We start from the raw sequence: 20,168 nt of genomic DNA on the forward strand, positions 1-20,168 counted from the left end.
ACTTTACCCCAATGAAACGGCTCATCTTTCTGTGGCTGGTAGGTAGTAGCTATCTCCAAGCCCAAGACCAATTACTCAATAGTTCTCGTAATACAAAACCCTCTTGGGTAGGCCAGCCACAAACAGCGGTGGACGAATATTATTTTTATGGAATAGGCCAAGCAAATAACCTCATCGAAGCCAAAGAAATAGCAGCCAAGGATGTGATAATAGATACTTTCAAAAAACAAAAATGTACGATTTCGTTGGACGAAATCAATAAGACTACCCAAAAGCAGAAAGGAGAAACCTTTGAAATAGAAGGACAATATTACTCAATTATGCATACTAAATGCAAAGACATTAGTACAGAGGGCTATAATCCCAAAGATTTTTACTGGGAACAATGGAAACAAGCTAATGGGCAAACCTTTTACCGCTACTATCTGTGGGTATCATTGCCAAAGGCTAAATTGGTATCCCTTAAAAAAGCATTGGCCTATTCTATCTTCCCAGGAGGAGGTCAAATGTATAAAATAGAATATGGCCGTTTTGCAGCTATTTGGGGCGGTTTAATCTTGAGTGCTGGCGGAGCAAGTTATTGCTTAATTAAAGCCAACGAAAATCGTGACATAGCTGCAGGTTTTCCATCAATCAAATATCAACGAGATAAATATCAACGCTATGAGAGTAATTGGCGTTTGGGGATAGTGGCTTGCGGAGTAGCTGCCGTGAGTGTTTATATCATAAATCTATACGATGCTAATCATCATAAAAATAAACGAATCCGAACTGCCTCCACGAATAACTTAAAGCTCCTGCCCTATTATGCCGCCAACCATGGCGGACTCATGCTTTCTTATTCACTCCACCCACAAAAATAACCCATCTACAAAAATGAAAACGCTCGCCCACCTTCGCTATCTTCTTTTATTGAGTCTTATCTTGCTGAATCCATCGTGTAATAGAGATAAAGACAGAAACAAGCCCATTCCTGAAAACCAAGGCATTACGGTGACGGTACAAGACATCAAAACCAACAAGCCCGTTGCCAATGCACAAGTCAACCTGACGACATTGAGCAAGTCATTGCCAACCTTGTCAGACGGTACAGCGCGCTTTACCAGTTTAGAAATAAGTAACGCATACCAACTTACGGTTTCTAAAACAGGATATGCTACAGAAACAAAGGCAGTAATCGTAGAAGTTGGAAAAAACACGCCCGTTTTATTCCAACTCAAACCCGTTTTAGAGTTCGTTCCTGCGCAGCTTGATTTTGCAGCGCAAGAACGCATCAAGAAGTTCGATATCATCAACAACTCTGACAAGGATGTGGGCTTTTCAATTAAAGTCAACAACAATTGGATTTCGGTAGAACCCACTTCGGGTACGATACCCAAAGATGGGCGACGAGTACCTATCACTGTCACGGTAGATGACAAAGGTCGTATTCCTGCCAAGTACGAAGGCACTCTGACGCTTGATTTTGGTGGTGCAGTGCCAAGCGAAAACTATCCCATTTTCATGACCGTACCGAATGTGGACGCTCCTTCAGTTAGTTGCGACCAACCTGTGGGTATCACCCGCACCAGCGCAGAAGTACTCGGCACCATTATGTCGGTAGGTAAAACCCCTATCACCAATCACGGCCACGTATGGAGCGAGACCCAGACACCCGAGTGGGGTGTGCCAGGGACATACACCGATTTTAAAGCCAGAGGAACGGGACAATTTACCAGTACTATTGGGCCACTCAAGCCAGGTACTATATATTATGTACGTGCCTACGCCCGCAATGAAAACGGCATCAATTACAGTAAAGAAGAGTACAAAATCACTACCTCAAATACCTTTACCGCTCCTGGGGTAAGAGTAGTAGAGGTATCGAATTTTACACCTACTACTGCTCGTGTATCGGCCAAAATCACCAATAATGGTGGGGCGGATGTGGTATCTTATGGGGTAGCCTACTCTGAAACTGACCCTACTCCCAATGCCGATACACCGACCAAACAGGAATTTAATGGAAACCCCACCAATGGCGATTTTGTGGTCAATTTGGCAAACCTAAAACCAAACACCAAGTACTACGTGGTGGCGTACGCACGCAACAATGCGGTTTCAAGTCCAGGTATTAGCCCCGTCGTTACCTTCAACACACCTGAGCCTATTGTAGCGGCAAAAGTGACAGTTTCGGAAGCAAATGACGTAAAAGAAACATCAGCTGTACTCAATGGCAATATAACAGAATATGGAAGTTTAAAGATTATAGATCATGGCTTCGTTTATTCACAGAGCAATGCAGACCCTAGGCTTAATGCTAAAGATTGTGATTTCAAATCACTTGGTAATCTAACAAAGTCTCAGTCTCAACAAATATCAACTCCAGTTGTTGGCTTAAAGAAAGGCTCTAATTATTATTATCGTTCATATGTTAAGCCAGAAGGTGGCCAAGAGATTTATAGTCTTTCAGTCCAAACCTTTGTTACAAAGGAAGATAATCTGAGAACTTATTATTCTTTTAGTGGAGACTATACAGATGTCTCTGGTAATGCTAATCATGCACAAAGCACTGGTAGTAAATTCGTCAATGATAGATTTGGAAGTCTCAACAAAGCTGTTGATGTAAGTACAGGGGCTGTTACAGAAATCCTAACGAGTAAGTTTGGAATTTCAGGCGAATTGACTTTTAGTATCTGGTTAAAATTTAATGATTCTAACTTTATTGGGGGTAAAAAAGTAATAATTGGTCATGGCGACCAATTCTGTCCAACAAGCTCTTCTTTTTCTGGTTTTATGATTTATTTTGACCCTGCACGTTCAGAAGGACAAAATGGCGATATTCTCTTTTTTATTCGCGATGGAAGTAATGCCCCCCTTAATGTTAAGAGAGTCATTGATAGAAACAACATAGATACTAAGATATGGCATCATATTGTAATTGTAAAATCTGGTAGTAAATGGAGATTTTATTTGGATGGACAATTACAAACAAGCGAAACTTTTCTTGTCAATTTTACTAGTCTGGGTAATCACAAGACCTTTACAGGTGCATCGTGGACATCATGTAGTGCTTCTGAGGGGTTTAGTAATCTCAATGCCCAAATGGACGATGTACGCCGCTACAACAAAGCCTTCTCAGACACTGAAGTAAGAGAGCTCTACAACCGTGAAAAACCTTAAAAACCTACCCACAACAATGAAAACTTACTTAAAAAAACATCTTATTGGCTTCGCTTGCCTTGTCATGGCCGTATTTGGCCTGTACTCTTGTAAATTATTTGGGCCTAAAGACCCACCTAAGCCACAGGCGCAAGGTATCGTCGTCATGGTCAAAGACATGTTTACCAAAAAACCTATCCCCAATGCCACTGTCAAATGGTCAAAATCTGAACTGAGTGGTTCTGGTTCAACCGACAAAGACGGTATTTATCGCAAGGATGGTATGGCTGATGGTAAATATCTGGTTATTGGAACGGCCAATGACTATAAATTGGAACGGGCTGGAAAAGATATGACTGTAGAAGTAGGCGCAATGACTTCGGAAACTTTTGAGCTCACTCCCGAAACTCTTGAAATCACCCCCAAAAATGTAACATTTGCCGACGGCGAAAAATCCAAAACGGTCTATTTCAAAAACAAACACTCAGAGTCAAGCATAACACTCAGTATTGAAGTGCCTCAGAAGGATGATTGGGTCAAAATAAGTAACCCTACCTTGACGATTCCAGCGGGGAGTCAAAAAGATATTACCGTAACAGTTGATACTAAAGGTAGGGGTTTTGGTAGCTATAATAGCACGGTTACCCTCAATTTTACCATTAACGGTCGCCCCGATAACGATGTGTTGAATATCTATATGAACATCGCCAACCCACAAGCTCCGAGCATTTCTACCGATGTACCCACGGGAATAAGCCAAACCTCGGCAGATGTGCGCTGTACCGTGACCAACATTGGCGGGAGTACTGTAACCGACCGTGGTATTTATGTATCAGAAAATAGCGACCCTAAAGCCAGTAATTCCCAGAAAGTTTCTATGGGGCCTGGCGGAATAGGCTCTTTTGTAGCTACGGCCAAAGGGCTTAAATCGGGGGGAAAGTACTTTGCGAGAGGATATTCTATCAACTCTTTTGGCGAGGGCCTGGGTGAAGTACGAGAGTTTGTAACCTCTGTCGAACCTACTCCACCAACCCTCGCCATGAATCCTGTATTAGACAAAGACGTATCGCTTACTACGGCGGTGGTATCGGCGACTGTAACCAACAACGGAGGAACAAATATCACAGAATCAGGCTTTTTAGTTAGTAACGCTAACCCACCCACCATGTCCAATGGTACGAAAGTACCTGCTAATGCTGATCCCAACGGAAAAATGAGTGCCAATTTGACTGGACTTACCCAAGGCACGAATTATTTCGTACAAGCGTATGCCATCAACGGACTGGGTGCTAATAAGTCAGGACTAAGTAATGTGGAGACCTTCAAAACTCAATCTCCCTCCACTCCTGCCAAACTAACAACGGGTGCCCCGACAAATATTACCGAAACCTCCGCTCGCATACAGGCCAACCTGACCGAATTGGGTTCCAGCCCGATTGTGCAGTCGGGCTTCTGTTGGTCTCGACAAAACGCCGAGCCTGAATTAAAGAATTCAGATAAAAATGAACTTGGTGGAAGGCTTGATACTGGGCAGTTATTAGCTACTATTTCAAATTTAAAAAAAGGAAGCTTATACTATATTCGTGCCTATGTCACAAATAAAGACGGTCAAACGTATTACGGCAACGTACAAACCCTCTTTACGAAAGAGCAGGGGCTGGTTGCCTATTATCCATTTAACGGTGACGCCAGTGACATAAGCGGCAACGGTAATAATGCAATTTCAACTGCCCAACCCTCTCAAGACAGATTTGCTAATGAAAAGAGTGCTTATGATTTGAATACTGGTATCGTACAAATACAGAATCAAACTGTTGGACGTTTCGTAGGGGATTTTACCTACAGTTTTCAAGTAAAAATCAACTCTTCGACGTTCAAAGGTTCTAAAAAAGTATTGTTTGCAAAAGGATCGGACAGTGATTGTTCAAATGGTGAATATTGGAGTGGTTTTATGGTTTTTACAGAACCTGTAAGCAGTACATTAAATCTTTTTGTAAACGGTGCTGATGGAAAGAAAGATGATGTCAAATTGTTAAACTCATCAATTATGGCTGATGAATGGCACCATGTTGCACTCTCAAAAACGGGGAAAACGATTAAAGTATTTTTAGATGGCTCCTACATTAATCAAGTTGACGTTACAACGTCAACGGTTGGGTTTGGCAGAAGGTACCCGGGAGGAACAGAGGGGAGTTTGACAATTAGTGGATTTCCCTATTCTTCAACTAATTGCCAAAACCCCGAGAAAATAATTGCCTTAATGGACAATTTTAGGCTATATAGTTACGGTCTTTCGGATGCAGATGTAGCGGATTTGTATCAACGTGAAAAATAAAGGTAGTTGCTGGTTGTTAGATTTTGAATTGCATACAAAAACAGAGCATAATATATGCCCTGTTTTTGTATCTAGGGGCATGAAACTGGCTACCTACACTCCATCGCCCTTACGGTATTGGCTCTGAATACATCCACCAGTAAGACGGCTTTGCGAGTATCGTCGTAGGTGAGACAAGAGATGGCGGCAAAATTTGCTTTTGAGCCATTATCGATCAAAAGGCCATTTTCAAGAGAGGTAGCTGCGCTGGGGGCATTGTAGATGATGCTGCTTGTGCCATTGGTCAGATTGACACGATGTACCAGGAAGCCCCCATTGGAGTTGCGGTCAAAAACATAAGCACATTGGTTGTTGGGGTCAATGGCCATGCCCTTGGGGTAGTTGGTACGGTCGGGAGCTAAATCGGGGCGCGAAATGCCCAAGGCACCCGATGCCAACAAGGTGGTATTTTGCAAAGCGGTCGCAGTTCTTTTTCGGAGCCGCCAAGTTGTTGGGTTGTTTTCGGGTTCTAAGTCGAGCGTATAGACGTCATTGCCGTCAAAGTCCATAAACACAGTGAAGCCCTGGTAATTGGTGAGGTCGGTACGGCTTCCATCCAATCCGTATTTTTTGTAGGCCGCACCATCGGCAAACAAAATACCATTGAAGTTGAATTTGGGGATGTGTAAAATTTCGTTGATAAACACTCTATCGGCTATTTTTTGGTAGTAGGGTGCTGGTGTAGCAGTGATTTGACCGTTGGCAATACGGCGAATACTGGCGTAACCTTCGGAGTGATTGGCACGGTAGCGGGTATTGTCGTATTGGTCCGCTATGTATAGTTCATTATTGACCGCTTCTATTTTGGTAGGATTTACCATTTGGGCGGTAGTGCTAAGGTCGCCATTGGCAAACCCCGCCTCACGTTCAAGCATCGCTGTTTCAACACCACTACCACGCGGGATACGGTAAATACCTGCCTGAGCTATTTCGTTGGAGTTAGGTTTTAGTTCTACCCCAGCCAAGTAAATAGTCCCGTCCTCGGCTACGGTAATGTCATTGATGAAAAAAGAAGTCCGCAAAGAGGCAATGGTACTCACAGTACAGGTAAGATTGTAGGTAAAGACAGCATTAGAAGTTGCAGTATTCTGACCGATTCTCACTTTGATATTATCGGTTTTAGCTCCTACAGGAACTCTGACTCGGTATTCGGTAACACTCCAATTGGTAATGACCGCCTTGCGGTCGCCCCCAAAAAGCACTTGTACTTTGGAGGTATCGGTCTCGAAGTTTTGGCCTGTAATGGTGACGTTGGTGTCGTAGCCCCCTGCTTGGGGCAAGATATTGGAAATAACTGGCGTGACAGAAATAGGCGGGGTGGTAACGGATACAATCAACACATAATCATCATAGTCAGAAAATCCATTATCACCCGTATATTCAAATCTTATATTGGCAGAATGTTCCCCAATGTTCAATGTTCTACTATCCACCGCAAGGGTTACTGCAAGGCTCTGGTCTTTGGCGATGGGTACAGGGTCTTTGGGCGTTACTACAAGCCATTGTTTATTGTTATCTGGGTTTATCAAAATACGGATAGGGCCTCGATTGCCCACATTTGTTAGGCGTAACGTAACGGCTTTATCATTGGCGTTGATACGCAAAGGAGAAGGTTTATCAAAACTGATTTGACGTTCAGAATTCAATAAAAAAATTGCTGTCGGCATCACTCCGTTACTGACTTCCATTTCTTTGCCTGCGGGTAGTTTTTGATAGTTGGTAGCTGAAACCGTCACTTGGTATTTCCCAATAGGCAAGTTCCCTTTCTTGTAGGTACCATCCTTGTCAGTCGAACCTGACCCGGATTGAGGACCAGCCCAACTTACAATAGCATTGGAAATTTCTTTGTTGGTCTTTTGGTCTTTTACAGTTACCAAGATCCCTTGATTTTCGGGAGGCATGGGCTCGCTTTGGGGCTTACATCTTTGTAGCAATAGGATGGGCAGCAATACCCAAATCCATTTGGCTAGTGTCGCTTGTATTCTCATGCGGTGGTGGTTTTAGTTAAGTTTATCTTCGCGAAATTTTTCCGTACCCTTGCGTACTGCCATAAATATGCAATGTATGAGTATCGGTACTACGAAAATAATGCATATTGGATTCTTGTTGAATGTCGGCTTGCTCAAATACGGTGCCATAGCTTTCGCTGAGATTCGGGAAGAAATGAACGATATTGTTATTGGCACTATAAAGAAAGTTGGTGGATTGAAAGTAGGGAAATCCATACATCGCTGTTCCCACCCAAGCCAGCGAAAATTTGTCGGTAGTATTGAATGTTGGTGAGATATTTTCGCCTCCTGTGGCCAAGCAAACGATTTTTACACCTTTGGTTTTCATATAGTTGTGGCAGGCATCTGCTTTCTTCTTCCACGCATTGAGGTCAAAATAGTTATTATTCCCAACCAAAAAAGACTCCGCCAAATAATAGTCGTTCTCTCCCATGAGGCTATTCCCACCGAGCACATCGTCGGGATTCCAAGCGTTCATCATTATTTGGAGGTTTTGTTGGCGGCAATGTTGAATCACCACATTTTGTCGCTCACGGGTCACGCCGTAATCAAAACCTGCATCGTCAAACATAATGCCCGAAATACCCACTTTTTTCCAATCGTCAATCTGTTGGCGGAGGATATTCTCAGCGTAGTTGTTGGTCGAAACACCCAAGTCCACGTATCCAAAAGTAAGGCGTTTTTGAGCACTCAGATTGGCTACTATGGTTTTGGTATTAATGTGGTCGGGATGGGTGGATTTTTGAAGACCATCGCCAAATACAATCAAGTCAAATTTGGAAAATTCGGCAGAGGCTACTTTCAAGTCTCCTTTGGCTTGATTAATAAGGGATGGGTAACCATAGTACACACACAAGTATCCAGGTGGTTCGGGTACTTCAGCGTCGTTGGAAACAGGCTCCGCTTTTGGGGTACAACTTGCAAAAAAAATAGTGATTATCAGAGCTATATACGCATATTTAACAAGAAAAATCATAATGATAATGGATTTTGAGTAACAAAATTAACCAAAGATAGACTGTGGTTTTACCCCTATTTTTGGGACTAAAACTACAGTCATATCACTTTTATGAGGGAGAAAGGAGTTAAAAACAACCCTAATCTACCCGCAAAAGAACAGGAACAATATGGCCTTTATTGCTACGGGCGGCGTATTGGATTTGGTTGGAGTTGTACTTTGGAGATGCGATTAAATCTTTTCCAATAACCCGTTTAATGGTCTCTTTAATGGCTTGCTCAGTATGAATACCGTCAAGACTTTGCATGATTTGATTTAACTCATCGGGGGTCAGTTCTTCGCTGGCGTGGAGCATCAGCACAAGGTCGGTTCCTTCTGCGGTTTTGGTGAATGCTTGCTCTTGAAATTTATTTTGACCATTGACCGTAATTGTCCGTGGATTGGGCAGTACAAAGTGGGTTTGGCTGTCATTGACCCTGTTTGATACGGGTTGGACTGTTAGGGTTTTAGCCCCGTTGGCGTTGTTTGGCCAATGCAACTGTGCTTTTCCGTGCGCATCCACAGAAATAAGGTACAAGAACGATTCGGGTGTAAGACCTGATACCACCAACTGAAACTGCTGTCCTTTTTCCCACTTACCTGCTTGATACACACCATCTCTGAGCGAGACTTTGACATCTTCAAACAAAAAATCATTGTTTTGGTCATGCCCTATCGGATAGCGTAGTTTTATAAAACCACGCAAATCCATTTCAGTAGGTGCAGGCGTGATAGTTACGGTTGTGGTAGTACTCACAGTGGTTTGCGTCTGCTCAACCTGCACTCTTTGCGGCTTCTGCTTATTTGGTTTTGAGGAAGGTGGGGTAGCTGCCAAATCACTCTCTTTTTTTTCGGGCGTTCTTAGTTTAGTACGGGCTACGGCGTAGTCAGATTTGGCGGTGATTTTGAAGAATTGCTTTAGCAGAAATACATCTTCATAACGGATTTTGCAGAATCCATTGTTACCCCAGTTTTGTCCCCAGCAATTCGCAATTTCAAACTGTTGTGCGTTATCGTCATAGCCCACGATGACCACTACGTGCCCAAAGAGCCTAGACTGTCCGTCAGGTATCCAAATTGGCCCTCTTAATGTTCTGAAAGCGGCATCTGCTTGCATGAGCGTAACGACAGGTAACCCAGATTTCAAGGCGTTTTTAATGGCATAAATGATTTGTTTATTATCCCAATCAGCTTTGAGAGGCACTACCAAATTGATATTGGCATAGTAGTGCTTTTTGGTGCCGTATTTTTCCAAATCGGGTCGTTTGATACAGTCATTGGAGGGACTGTAATCTCGTTGACGGATGTTGCCCTCTTCTTTCAATATTTGCTGAACCTCGGCCATGTATCGCCCTTTTACCAACTGACATTTGGCGTTGGCTTTGGTAAGCAGGTCAAACAAAAAATGCGGTGACAGTGCATCAGCAGGCGAAAGTTTGTGGGCCATAGTCATAGCGCGACTGATGGCCCAGGTCAAAGATTGAGCCGAGGGAGCGTTGCCAATGTTTCCGATAGGCGGAGTTTTGGTACGAAGATTTACTACTTTAAGGTCATTGACTTCCAGTGACTTAGCACCGCCATAGGTTTCAATTAACTCAAAGTCCAACGCAAGCGAATCGTCAATGGGCAGGTCGTCAGATTCAGGAAGTTCTTGGGCAAAAAGCGCAGAAGATGCCAATAATAGGCTGAATAATAGGTTTTTGAAAAATTTCATGGTGCTTATTTTGTTTAGTTTTACTATTAGTTCGATGTTTTGTGTCGAACATCATTGTTTATAGGAGATTTTTTTTTCGGAAGTTCTAAACAGTAGTGGCAACCAACCATCATCTGATAAATGGGCAATTTCAAAATGATTGCCATTGGCGGAAATATTTATTTGAAGGAATTCATTAAATGTGGTTGGGTACTGTTCATGTAAACTACCCATAGGATTTTCGGGGTGGAGTTGGTCAGAGCTGTAGGCATCGCTTTTCAACAACAGTTGTAATGGTGCAGCAAAAGGTCGTTTAGTAACCAATACCAAATACTCGTAGTTGGACGAGAGTTGAAAGTGTAGGCTATCGCTACTTCCCAACTGTACCCAGCTTTTTTCCTCCCATGCTTCAGTATGATGTGGACGCTGCAACAGGTAGGCATAGCCATCACCTTGACAGTGCGTAAATAGCAAGGAATGAGATCCTGAATCGGTAGGAAACTTAAACGTAGGGGGTACTTCGGCTATGGGCGTAAGGGATACTTGCATCCATTTGGCATTTTTGGCAGTAACCTCAAACGATAGATGTGAAGGCAATGCCTCCGATGTTTCTTGGGTACGCGAAGGATATAACCATACACTCCCATCGGGATGATTGCACACGATCAGCCATTTGTCTTGCCACGCACTTTGTGCTAACATCCCTACAGGATGAAGATGTTCATTGGATAGGCTACCAGTAAGCCAGTTGATCTTGCCAATACTGAGGTTTTGGTTGAGTTCCAAAAGTCGTAAACGACGATTTTGGCGAGTCAATATCACCAACTGCCCATTAGGGCGTTCGGCTACTTGATAGGCGGTATCAAATGTTTCATCAGTACCGTAAGATTTGAACCATTCAAATTTTTGTAACAAGGGTCGCACCGACACCACATAGGCTTCGTCATTCACGGGACCAAATAGCTGTGTTTTTTGTTGTCCAACCAGTAATACTTCACCATTGGCCCTTTGATACAATCCGCGCCAAAGTGCGGCTTCGTTATGGTATGACCAAATTGTTTGTCCGTTTTTGTCCAAGGCATAGCTATGCCCACCGAATGCTACCATCACCCATCCTTCACGTGTGATCATAAGGTGGCTTTTGGCTTTTTTTGAGGAGTTCCATTTTCTTTCCCAATGGATGCTTCCATTGGCGTTTAGTTTGATAATTTTCACAAAATGACCCTGTTCCACTGCTACTACAAGACGTCCTTCATGAGTAGTTTTGATGCTTCTGACACATCCCGTATCCAGCGATATGGTACGAGCAATACGGCCATTTTGCTTCGAGTCTATTTGCCAGATTTTGGCATCACCATTCTGACGCCCACCCACCCAAAGTTGATTACTATCATCACTGGCTACACTATATGCCTCTACTTCTCCTTTCAATTGGGGATAAGTACGTGTCCATCGAGGACTACCTATCGAATCGGTGTAAGTGACGACCATCTTTGAACGACGGTCGGAGAGCGATTGTGCGCCCACTATCACAAAACCGTTGGCAGTTTCGGTAGCAGCTTGGGCGAACCAATGAGAGAGATGTTTGGCTACGGGGATGGGAGCAGTGCGTTTGGCTTCGGAGTATTGCCAAACGCACATAAGTAGGCAAAGAACTACGTTTTTAAATGAAAATGTGTTCATGGCTATTGTATAGGCTGATTTTATTTAGATATTACTTCGAGAATGATAGGAACGATGTCGCCTTGTTGGGGGGTAGCTTCAAAGTGCATTTGATCGGGTGAATAGGTGACTCCCGAGGTAACCGCCCTGCTCCCAAGTGCTTGGCGGAGGCGGAGGGAAAAATCTAAAGTGGCATCCGTTTGTTGTAATTTTGATAATATGGCGGTAAGTTCTGATTGGATGCTGTTTTTGCCAAAAAGAATACAGAGGTAGTCTTTGCCTTTTTCTTCAATAGTGAGGGCTGATTCGGTACCAGGTATAACTACTTGTGAACTATTGCCAATCATATCGCTCACTTCAAAGCCTCCGAAGATATCGGTGGTATTGAGCGTCTTACTCCCTTGTTTTGAAACGGCATAACTTGAAGGCCAATGGACGTTAATTTGTTGTTGTTCATTGATACTGAACACACACATGGATTCGCCTTGCGTGCTGTTTTTGGCAAATAACTGAAACATCTGCCCCTTTTTCCAGTCTTTTTTTGCTAATTCATACAAGCCGTTACGCACATAACGAGGGCTTTCCGTCTTGAAAATAAGACCGTTTGGAGAAGTAGTGATGCTTTTAAATTCAAAATCACCTCCTAATTTAGTCCCGTTATAGGTAGGGATTTGGTCTTGTGTTGATCTGGATTGCTCGGGAAATAGTTGCAGCACAAAACCACCCAAAGCGTACCTTTCAAAATCGGCCTCTGTCATCCAAAAAAAGCCATTCTGACCCCAAGCAGAACCATAGCAATTGACTAATTTGATAAGCTCACGATTAGAATCATAGCCAACAACCGTCACCGCATGACATAAAGCATATATTTTACCATTGTGAGTGACAGTAGATGGCGTGCCCTGGCTTGGTTCATAAAAGGGATAATCTTGTCTGATTTTGGAAAAATTACTGTGTAACGGTAACCCCACCACAACGGGTCGGTTTTCACTGACATGCTTTTTTATATCATAAATCGAGGATTCCTCGGGGAAATTCTTTTTGTCAAAAACCCACTGAAATTCCTTTATTTTAAAGTAGTTATGTCTGTCATTGCCAATCGTTGCTATCCTTTTATCCTTACATTCGGAAGAATTTAAGGCCGAGAATGAAATCCCTCCGTTTAGTTTCAAATCGTTGGCAACGGCGTTTAGGTCTATGCCCATACTACAATCTTTTTGGAGTCGTGAAAAAGAAAATAGTGGAGAAAGACTGAACGTATTAGCGATGTTTCCGGAAGAGCTGATGCCTTGTTGGACGGCGCGTTGAATACCCACGGCATAATATGCAGTACTAATAGCCACACAGGTCATATCTTTTTCACCCTGCTTGAGAATGGTAGGCGTGTATTTGCTTAAATCATACATCAATGGTAGGGGTTTTATTGATTTTGATCCGTCTGACGTGGGGGCCTTGGGCACATTTTTGAACGACTCCGAATCGAAAAGCATCCCTTGGCTAAAGCCAACCAAAGGCAACAAGGCAAGTGTTACAAGTAAGATAAGGTCCTTTTTCATAGTATTTGATTGATTTGGTTCTAAGGGTATATCGAAGGAGTTACCCCAACATCATCAATAGTGACAATATTTATTTTAAAGCTACGAAAGAGGGTAAAATTAGCCTTGAAAAACCTCGAAAACTTATCGAATGAACATACAGGGTATTGGAAGGGGGGGTATTTTTGTCAGTTAGGAGAAAGTTAAAAAGGGCAAATGAAAAATTTTTCAAAAAAAATAGCTTGACCGCTGATATTTCTCCAAAACCACCGATTACGATTAAAACAATCATTCCACTCAAACATTGTAACCACTATGAGTAAAGCGAGGAGTTACCCAACGTACAAAGGCAACCTTGTCGAAGACCTGCGTAGAGGACATCGTTACGCCCACAAATTTTTGTATGATTTTTTGTTAGAGCGTGCTAAGAAATATGAATGGCAAACTTCCAAAGACCAAAGCCAAAAACCAGAAGACCGAGCTATGGAGGCATGGAGTTCCATTTTTAAAAGCCTAAACAGATTTGATGCTTATGGTAATTTTCTTGCTGAAGCTGAACTGATACTCAAACGAAGAAATATAGACTACTTTAGGCAGCATATAAAACCCCAAAATGAATTGTTAAAAAAGCAATATAACTTGGATGATGATGAGATTAAACTATTAGGCGGTGTCATTGGTGAAGATGACTCTTTGTTAGAATCAGTCGACGAAGAAGGCTACAATAAGGGCGAACATAATACTGGTAGTGTTGAAAATCATGTAAAAGAAATCAACATGGAGTCTGATTATGATGATTTTCAGCCAACACGTGGTAAATCCCAACAGCCATTAACTTCAATTGACGATGCCTCGTTTGGAGTTAGGATTGAAGAACTTTTTAAGGTTTTTTGGAAGGACTTGGCAAAAACGAATGTGCCCATCTACAAAAAATTGTCGTTTTGGCTTAATAACGTTCAAGAATTAAAAAACAAAGAAATAGTTATCGTTTTGAAATCACTGATTGGATCAGAATCAGCAGAAGTTACTGAGAATGATGTGATTTCAAGTACCTGTTTATTTGAAGTAGAATCATCTATTTTGCTTCAAATAAATGAGATAATTGAAGGTTTAAGAAAAGTTAATGCAAAAAGTGTTGATGGTTGGTTAGAAAGTGCTGTTGATCAAATCTCATTTTTAATTTTTGAAGAACATAAAATCAACAAAAAAGAGGTAGTAGAGCTATTGAAGACCGTTCATGAAAAGTCACATGAACTTAACAATACTGATATTACAACAACGAATGTATCCCATTGGGCTAATCAATGCAAAATTAAATTAGCAGAAATCACAATTTTAAAATAGCATACTGACATGAAAAATAGCAATAACATCATACAATTCACTGATTTTCTGAACGGAGAATTAAGTGAACAAGAAGCCAAATCTTTTATCAAAAGATTAAGCCAAGATACTGACCTTGCCCAAGATTTTGAGGCGTTTAGGCTGTATAAATTCAAACAAGAACAAAAAAAGATGCTACTGGCTGCCCGAAGCGAATTAGCTGCGATTTTGGCTAAGCAGGAAGAAACAGCAGAAAAAGAGGAAGTGGAGGCAGAACAACTGGAAGAGGTAGAAACCCGCGTCATTACTATTGGTGGTCAAAAATCTAACTTTAGATGGGGGTGGGCTGTTGCAGCTTGTTTGGGGGCAGGTTTGATCATATTTGGATCAATAAAATACAACTCATGGCAAAAAGAAAAGTTGGCAAATTTAGAGAAACAGAGACAAAGAGAGTTGCTTGAAAAACAAAAGCAACTCCAAACCCCTCCCGTTGATCTCGCTACCAAAATCCCAAGCCTACTGGCCGAACCTGTGGAGCTGAAAGGAATATCGGACAAAATGGGCGAAAAAATGACCGCCCTCAACGATGCCATTGACGAAGTAGCTCAACAGGGAGCCATTAAAGATTTGGAGGATTTGGGTAATCCCGTCAAAGTTCCGCAAGAAAGGCCCACGGGCGAGACGTATGGCGCGGGCGAAAATTCGGGTACGGTACCGACTCCAAAAACTAGCCCGCAAATCACCGCCGCCGAAGAGCAATACCGAAGACTACTGCTCGGAATAGGCTATCTCAAAGAAAACCAATTGGACAAGGCATTAGCAAACCTCAATAAAGTAAACAGTGAGCAACTCCAAGCGGACGTGGCCTGGTATAAATCGTTGGTACTTATCCAACAAAAGAAATACGCAGAAGCCAAAGCAGAACTGCAGAAAATTGAATCAAACCCGCAGTATGGCTCGAAGGCAAAGGAATTGCTGGGGGGCATACCTCAATAAAGTTTGCGTAAAATGATGATTTTTGGAGGGGTTTTACGATAGCTACGTAAACCCCCTTTTACAACCCAACCCCTCCAAACCATGCAAGAAAATATTACATCTTTTCAGCGCGAACAATTAGAAAAAGCGCTAAAACTATTTATCGAAGCTTTTCGCGACTACATCGTCGAAATATTATCCAGGGAATATGGCGAAGCAGATTGGGCGGTCAAATACAAAGCAGCTCTCAAACCTGAGCATCAACTCAACTGGGAACGCGAGAAAGCCAAGGGCAGATCGGCTCGTGATATGATAGACTATACGCATCTGAGAAACTTTGCGCTTCAATTCAAACATAGTGCCGCACTCAAAGCCGATTTTCAGGAAGATGTTCACGTGTTGCCGACTCGCTTGAGCGATATTTACTACAAAATTCGCAACCGTATTCGGCACGACGAAGAGACGATTCCAAAGGATGATTACATCCAGTTTTGGTTGCACCTGCGAGCGATTGCCCGTGCCATCAAAAACCCCTCCTTGATAGAAGCCCTGAAAACCCTTGAAAACGATGATGCGATGAAACACACAACGACAGAAGTTCCGACGCGTTTGGCTGAGGTAAGCCCTGCCGAAACCCCAACAGGCAGACACAACGAGTATGCCCTTCAAAAGCAAATTGTAGAAGTGCCGAGGGCATCGTTATTCTTGCCGATACTGGTGCGTGGTCAAAAAGCCCACGTAGTACACCTGTGCGAAGCTGATGTGGTCAATAATCGCCCCGTACGCGGTTTTATTTTTGAACAATCGGGTCATAGCATTACACTTTTTAGCTTGATAGAGAATACTTATCAAGGTCGGGATACCACCCACGCCAAAGGAAAGTGCCAGTTGAAAGAAGTGCGAGTAGAAGATAAAACATTGACCGTGGTGTTGGAGCAAAATGAAGTGTCTCCTCAGCCCAATATCAATGCACCACAGGGTATCAAAGCACTTTATCGTCAGGAGTCGCTCGTTGTAGAATGTAGTGTAGAAATGGCGTTTGACAAAATCGTTTTTCAGTTGTGGGTCAATGACAAAAGCTACACCGGCGAGATACAAACCCATTTTGCGCCGCCCCAGCTCATCAGCGACGTGGCCATGGATTTTGGTTCCGAAGCCAGTCAAATCGTGGTGCACACCCGTGGCAGAGGGGAGACGCTACGGCGTTTTCCGTTGTTAAAAGAAATGCAGGAACAGTTTTATAAGGAATTACAAGGCCCTTTTCACCAAGAAGATACTTCCGAGAAAGAACGCCTCGACACAGAGAAAGGCTTTTTTCGGTCGCAGATTTTTATCCGACAAAAAGACGCCGTATTTTTTAAGCAAACCCAGCCCAACGCGCACCAAGCCAATGATTTAGTATGTACCTTAACCAAGAAAGGGGACATAGACAACCTCAGAAAAACGCACTTTCTGATTGCCAATCCTAAGTTGGCGCATTTGGGAGCTTATGGCAACTTTGAGATTCAGTTTAAAGATACCTCTTCCAATGAATTGGGAAGCCAGAAAAATGATTTCGGCGAACTCGTAACCGACATTCAGCAGGCCATTATTTACCATTTTTTACATACTATACTTGGGCGGCTCGACCTGCACGCGGGCAAAACCCACTCGCGTTTTATCAATATCAAATTTTTGGTACCCAATGTACTCGACCAAGCCGCCGTAAGTAACCTCATTACTCAAACGTATCAGTTTCTTCGGCAACCACAGATAGCCGATATTTATCGAATCAGAGGGATAGAAGTTGGTACACTATCGGAGAGCGATGCTTCGTTTTTGGGCTGTTGGCAAGATGAGGCAATTCGGAAGGCCAACGCCAAGTATCTAATCATAGACGTTGGCAAAGGAACTACTGACTTTTCGATTATTGAGAGCAACGCCCAAATGGAGTTGAGTTCTACCTACCGTTCGGGCTTTATCGGGGCGGGCAATGTACTTACCTACGCTTTCATTGAAACCGTTGTGAGTGCGTTTTTGGGAGAACAAGCCACCGACGTGCTTCGCCAAAAGCTGCTCCGCATCATGACTTCGGCCTTTACCGACATCGTAAATCAAAATACTTTTTTGGACATCATCGAGGGTCTCAAGCAAAATTATCGCTTCAAGGGTATCAAACCCCTGTCGGCCTTGCTCACTGCCGAAAAACGCGAAGAAGTTGTTAACTTGGTAATAAAAAGTGATGCTTCGTCCAATGTGTTGAATAAAATCAACGAAGCACTTGAAGATGCACTAAAAAACCACAAAAGCATCGCCGATGAGTTTGGATTTATCAATAACGCAGTGCAAGCCGTAGCCGACGAAATTAATCAGAAAGTGGCCAAGGCACTTCACGATCCGACGGGAGAAAAGCTACCTAACTATTTTCATAAAGTTATTTTGACGGGTCGGGGCTTTTTATTTGAACCGTTGGTGGCTGCCATTCGCCAAACTTTCTCGCAAACGCTGTTGCCTTTCCATACTGCCGACGAACTCAAAAGGATTTGTTTGCGCGGGGCATTTAGTGGGCGGGTGATAAACTATGATTCCAACTTAGTGGGCATGCCGCGCCTACACACCCTCCTCTACCAAAAAGCTACCTCCCAAGCCAAACCCCAGGAGATCATCAATGATGGACAAAAGACCTCTGTGTACACCCCAAGTGATGGCATTTCAGAAATGATTCATCAATTTAAATTTCCTAATTGGTTTGGAGATTCCAAACCAATTACAAAGGATTCCGATGAGCCTGCACCTCTCGCGGTAGAAAAAGAGAAAATTCCCCCGCCCTCTACGTCGCCTTTGTTACGGTTTTTGGCCGAAGGCAACCCCATTGCTGGGACTCAATACCGCGCTAGTCAACACACGATTGGGGTGAGTGGGGTAAAATACCTTTGCGAAGGCTACAACGGCCCCCTTGATTTAATGTTTGACGGCGAACGGATTTGGATGCGAACCGACGGCGGCCTCAAAGCATTGCAAGTACCCTTAGACTTTTTTGGGGGCCAATCTATGGTCTGGAAAACCTTGTTTCCGTACTTCAACGCTACGGCTAAGGAGCATACTCCCATCGATCACTCCCAACCTGACCCCGACGATGTGATTTAAAACCACTATCTCCAGCCAATACAAGTATCGCATAAAATAGGCTTGACACAGATCAGATATGAAGACAAAAATGAGTATATGGATTTTGGGATGGGCGCTACTGGGCGCGGCGTTTGGCTGGAAAGCTTGGCGTGAACGGACACAACATGCCACCAACACCACCCAAGTGCCCGTGAGTATCGCCACGCTGCTCCAAGGCAAAAACGATTCTACTTGGTTGTTGCTCCCCCGCCGTGGCTCACAGGTGGCCGTACTCCGCACCACCACCAAAACCCTGCAATTGGGGACCATGGGTGAGCAATGGATAGGCTATCAAAACGATACGCTGCTCCACATTGCCCGCCCAACAGAACTCATCCGTTGGAAACGCACCCTCACGCAGTGGTTGGCCAATCCCGCCGTGGCCGATACCAACCTCCAATGGGCCGAAGCCCGACAGAAACTGACCGATTTTGTCGCCGATACTGAGGTACCAATGACCAAGGTTCAAGATGCTGACCTACTGCTTTTTCACCGATTGGTAAGTAAAGTGAGTTCCCTCCAAAAACGTAAGCGCAGCACTTACCTGCTCGACCGTGCCTTTTTCACGGGTGAACTTGCCACCCTTAGCATCCCTTCAGACCAACGACTCAACGTCCAATTTTCGCCGTCATCACCATTTTCCCCCGCCCTTTGGTACGGGTTGGTAGGGTTTTGTTGGTTACTCATGGCGTTGGGGATAGGTTTTTGGGCTAAAAGTCGTTTACAGTTTACAGTTGATAGTTTGGAGGTTCAAGCTGACGATATGGAGGTTGTTAATGAGGCTGCTTCTGAATCACAAGCTCAAACCCCTCCTACTTCTGACCCCCTATCTCCTACTTCTGATCTCTTACCTCCTAACGCTGATCTCTTACCTCTGACCTCCGACCACACACTAACGTACCTCAAAAAGTTTTACCAACGCTACGGAAAATTTTTTGAAAAACTACAGCAAATGTCTATCCCGCCCACGCCCGACGAACGCGCATGGACAGTGCGACAACTGACCGAAATGGCCTTGCACGCACACTCTCTCGCCTACGCGGCCAACATTGGCCAAACGCAACTGCTCGACCAAAAACCCAACGGACAGCTACTGCTCCACGACAAAAGCCTACAAGCACTGCTCGATACGGCCCAAGTACGCCCACTCTCTACTGACCCCTACGAAACTGAAGTCAAGTACCGGGTTTTATATGCTATTTTGAAGGATTTGAATGTCAGGGAGTTGGATGTAGCACTGGAAAACAGCGTAGCCATCCCCCAAAAATAATTGGCAAGAATGATGATGTTTTGTGAAAAACAGCGAATAACC

Annotated in this window: 12 protein-coding genes; 7 read left to right on the forward strand and 5 right to left on the reverse strand. The window is 43.5% G+C overall.

Annotated features, from left to right (window positions below; all coding sequences use genetic code 11):
- Nucleotides 1–11: 11 nt before the first annotated feature.
- The 3 genes from NCI00_RS27630 to NCI00_RS27640 are packed head-to-tail and all read left to right on the forward strand — an operon-like array spanning nucleotide 12 to nucleotide 5,476.
- Nucleotides 12–863, forward strand: coding sequence for a hypothetical protein (locus NCI00_RS27630; RefSeq protein WP_253532970.1), 852 nt, complete (start codon nucleotides 12–14; stop codon nucleotides 861–863).
- 13 nt (nucleotides 864–876) lie between these two features.
- The gene (locus NCI00_RS27635; RefSeq protein ID WP_253532972.1) at nucleotides 877–3,162 is read left to right on the forward strand and encodes a LamG-like jellyroll fold domain-containing protein; all 2,286 of its coding nucleotides are present in this window, start codon (nucleotides 877–879) and stop codon (nucleotides 3,160–3,162) included.
- Nucleotides 3,163–3,178: 16 nt separating this feature from the next.
- The gene (locus tag NCI00_RS27640; RefSeq protein WP_253532974.1) at nucleotides 3,179–5,476 is read left to right on the forward strand and encodes a LamG-like jellyroll fold domain-containing protein; all 2,298 of its coding nucleotides are present in this window, start codon (nucleotides 3,179–3,181) and stop codon (nucleotides 5,474–5,476) included.
- Between the two features lie 89 nt (nucleotides 5,477–5,565).
- Here NCI00_RS27640 and NCI00_RS27645 read toward each other — a convergent pair whose 3' ends face one another.
- From NCI00_RS27645 to NCI00_RS27665, 5 genes are all read right to left on the reverse strand, one after another.
- Nucleotides 5,566–7,503 (reverse strand): IPT/TIG domain-containing protein, encoded by a 1,938-nt coding sequence (locus NCI00_RS27645; protein ID WP_253532976.1) that lies wholly within the window; start codon nucleotides 7,501–7,503, stop codon nucleotides 5,566–5,568.
- Between the two features lie 22 nt (nucleotides 7,504–7,525).
- Nucleotides 7,526–8,500, reverse strand: coding sequence for a hypothetical protein (locus tag NCI00_RS27650; protein ID WP_253532978.1), 975 nt, complete (start codon nucleotides 8,498–8,500; stop codon nucleotides 7,526–7,528).
- Nucleotides 8,501–8,621: 121 nt separating this feature from the next.
- Complete coding sequence (locus NCI00_RS27655) at nucleotides 8,622–10,235, reverse strand: C1 family peptidase (protein WP_253532980.1); 1,614 nt, start codon at nucleotides 10,233–10,235, stop codon at nucleotides 8,622–8,624.
- Between the two features lie 51 nt (nucleotides 10,236–10,286).
- Nucleotides 10,287–11,897, reverse strand: coding sequence for a hypothetical protein (locus NCI00_RS27660; RefSeq protein WP_253532982.1), 1,611 nt, complete (start codon nucleotides 11,895–11,897; stop codon nucleotides 10,287–10,289).
- A 20-nt stretch (nucleotides 11,898–11,917) separates the two neighbouring features.
- Nucleotides 11,918–13,432 carry a C1 family peptidase gene (locus NCI00_RS27665; RefSeq protein WP_253532984.1) on the reverse strand — a complete coding sequence of 505 codons (1,515 nt, stop codon included), beginning with the start codon at nucleotides 13,430–13,432 and terminating at the stop codon, nucleotides 11,918–11,920.
- Nucleotides 13,433–13,726: 294 nt separating this feature from the next.
- Here NCI00_RS27665 and NCI00_RS27670 point away from each other — a divergent pair, with 294 nt between their 5' ends.
- The 4 genes from NCI00_RS27670 to NCI00_RS27685 all read left to right on the forward strand — a co-directional run bounded on the left by NCI00_RS27670 (nucleotide 13,727) and on the right by NCI00_RS27685 (nucleotide 20,126).
- A complete protein-coding gene (locus NCI00_RS27670) occupies nucleotides 13,727–14,755 on the forward strand; it encodes a hypothetical protein (RefSeq protein ID WP_253532986.1) in 1,029 nt (342 codons plus the stop codon).
- 9 nt (nucleotides 14,756–14,764) lie between these two features.
- Entirely contained in the window at nucleotides 14,765–15,730 is a 966-nt protein-coding gene (locus NCI00_RS27675) for a YfgM family protein (protein WP_253532988.1), read from the forward strand.
- 81 nt (nucleotides 15,731–15,811) lie between these two features.
- A complete protein-coding gene (locus NCI00_RS27680; protein WP_253532990.1) occupies nucleotides 15,812–18,835 on the forward strand; it encodes a Swt1 family HEPN domain-containing protein in 3,024 nt (1,007 codons plus the stop codon).
- A gap of 70 nt (nucleotides 18,836–18,905) precedes the next feature.
- Nucleotides 18,906–20,126 carry a hypothetical protein gene (locus NCI00_RS27685; protein WP_253532992.1) on the forward strand — a complete coding sequence of 407 codons (1,221 nt, stop codon included), beginning with the start codon at nucleotides 18,906–18,908 and terminating at the stop codon, nucleotides 20,124–20,126.
- Nucleotides 20,127–20,168 lie beyond the last annotated feature (42 nt).

The organism is Runella salmonicolor (genome assembly GCF_024158025.1).
GTDB classification, from domain to species: domain Bacteria; phylum Bacteroidota; class Bacteroidia; order Cytophagales; family Spirosomataceae; genus Runella; species Runella salmonicolor.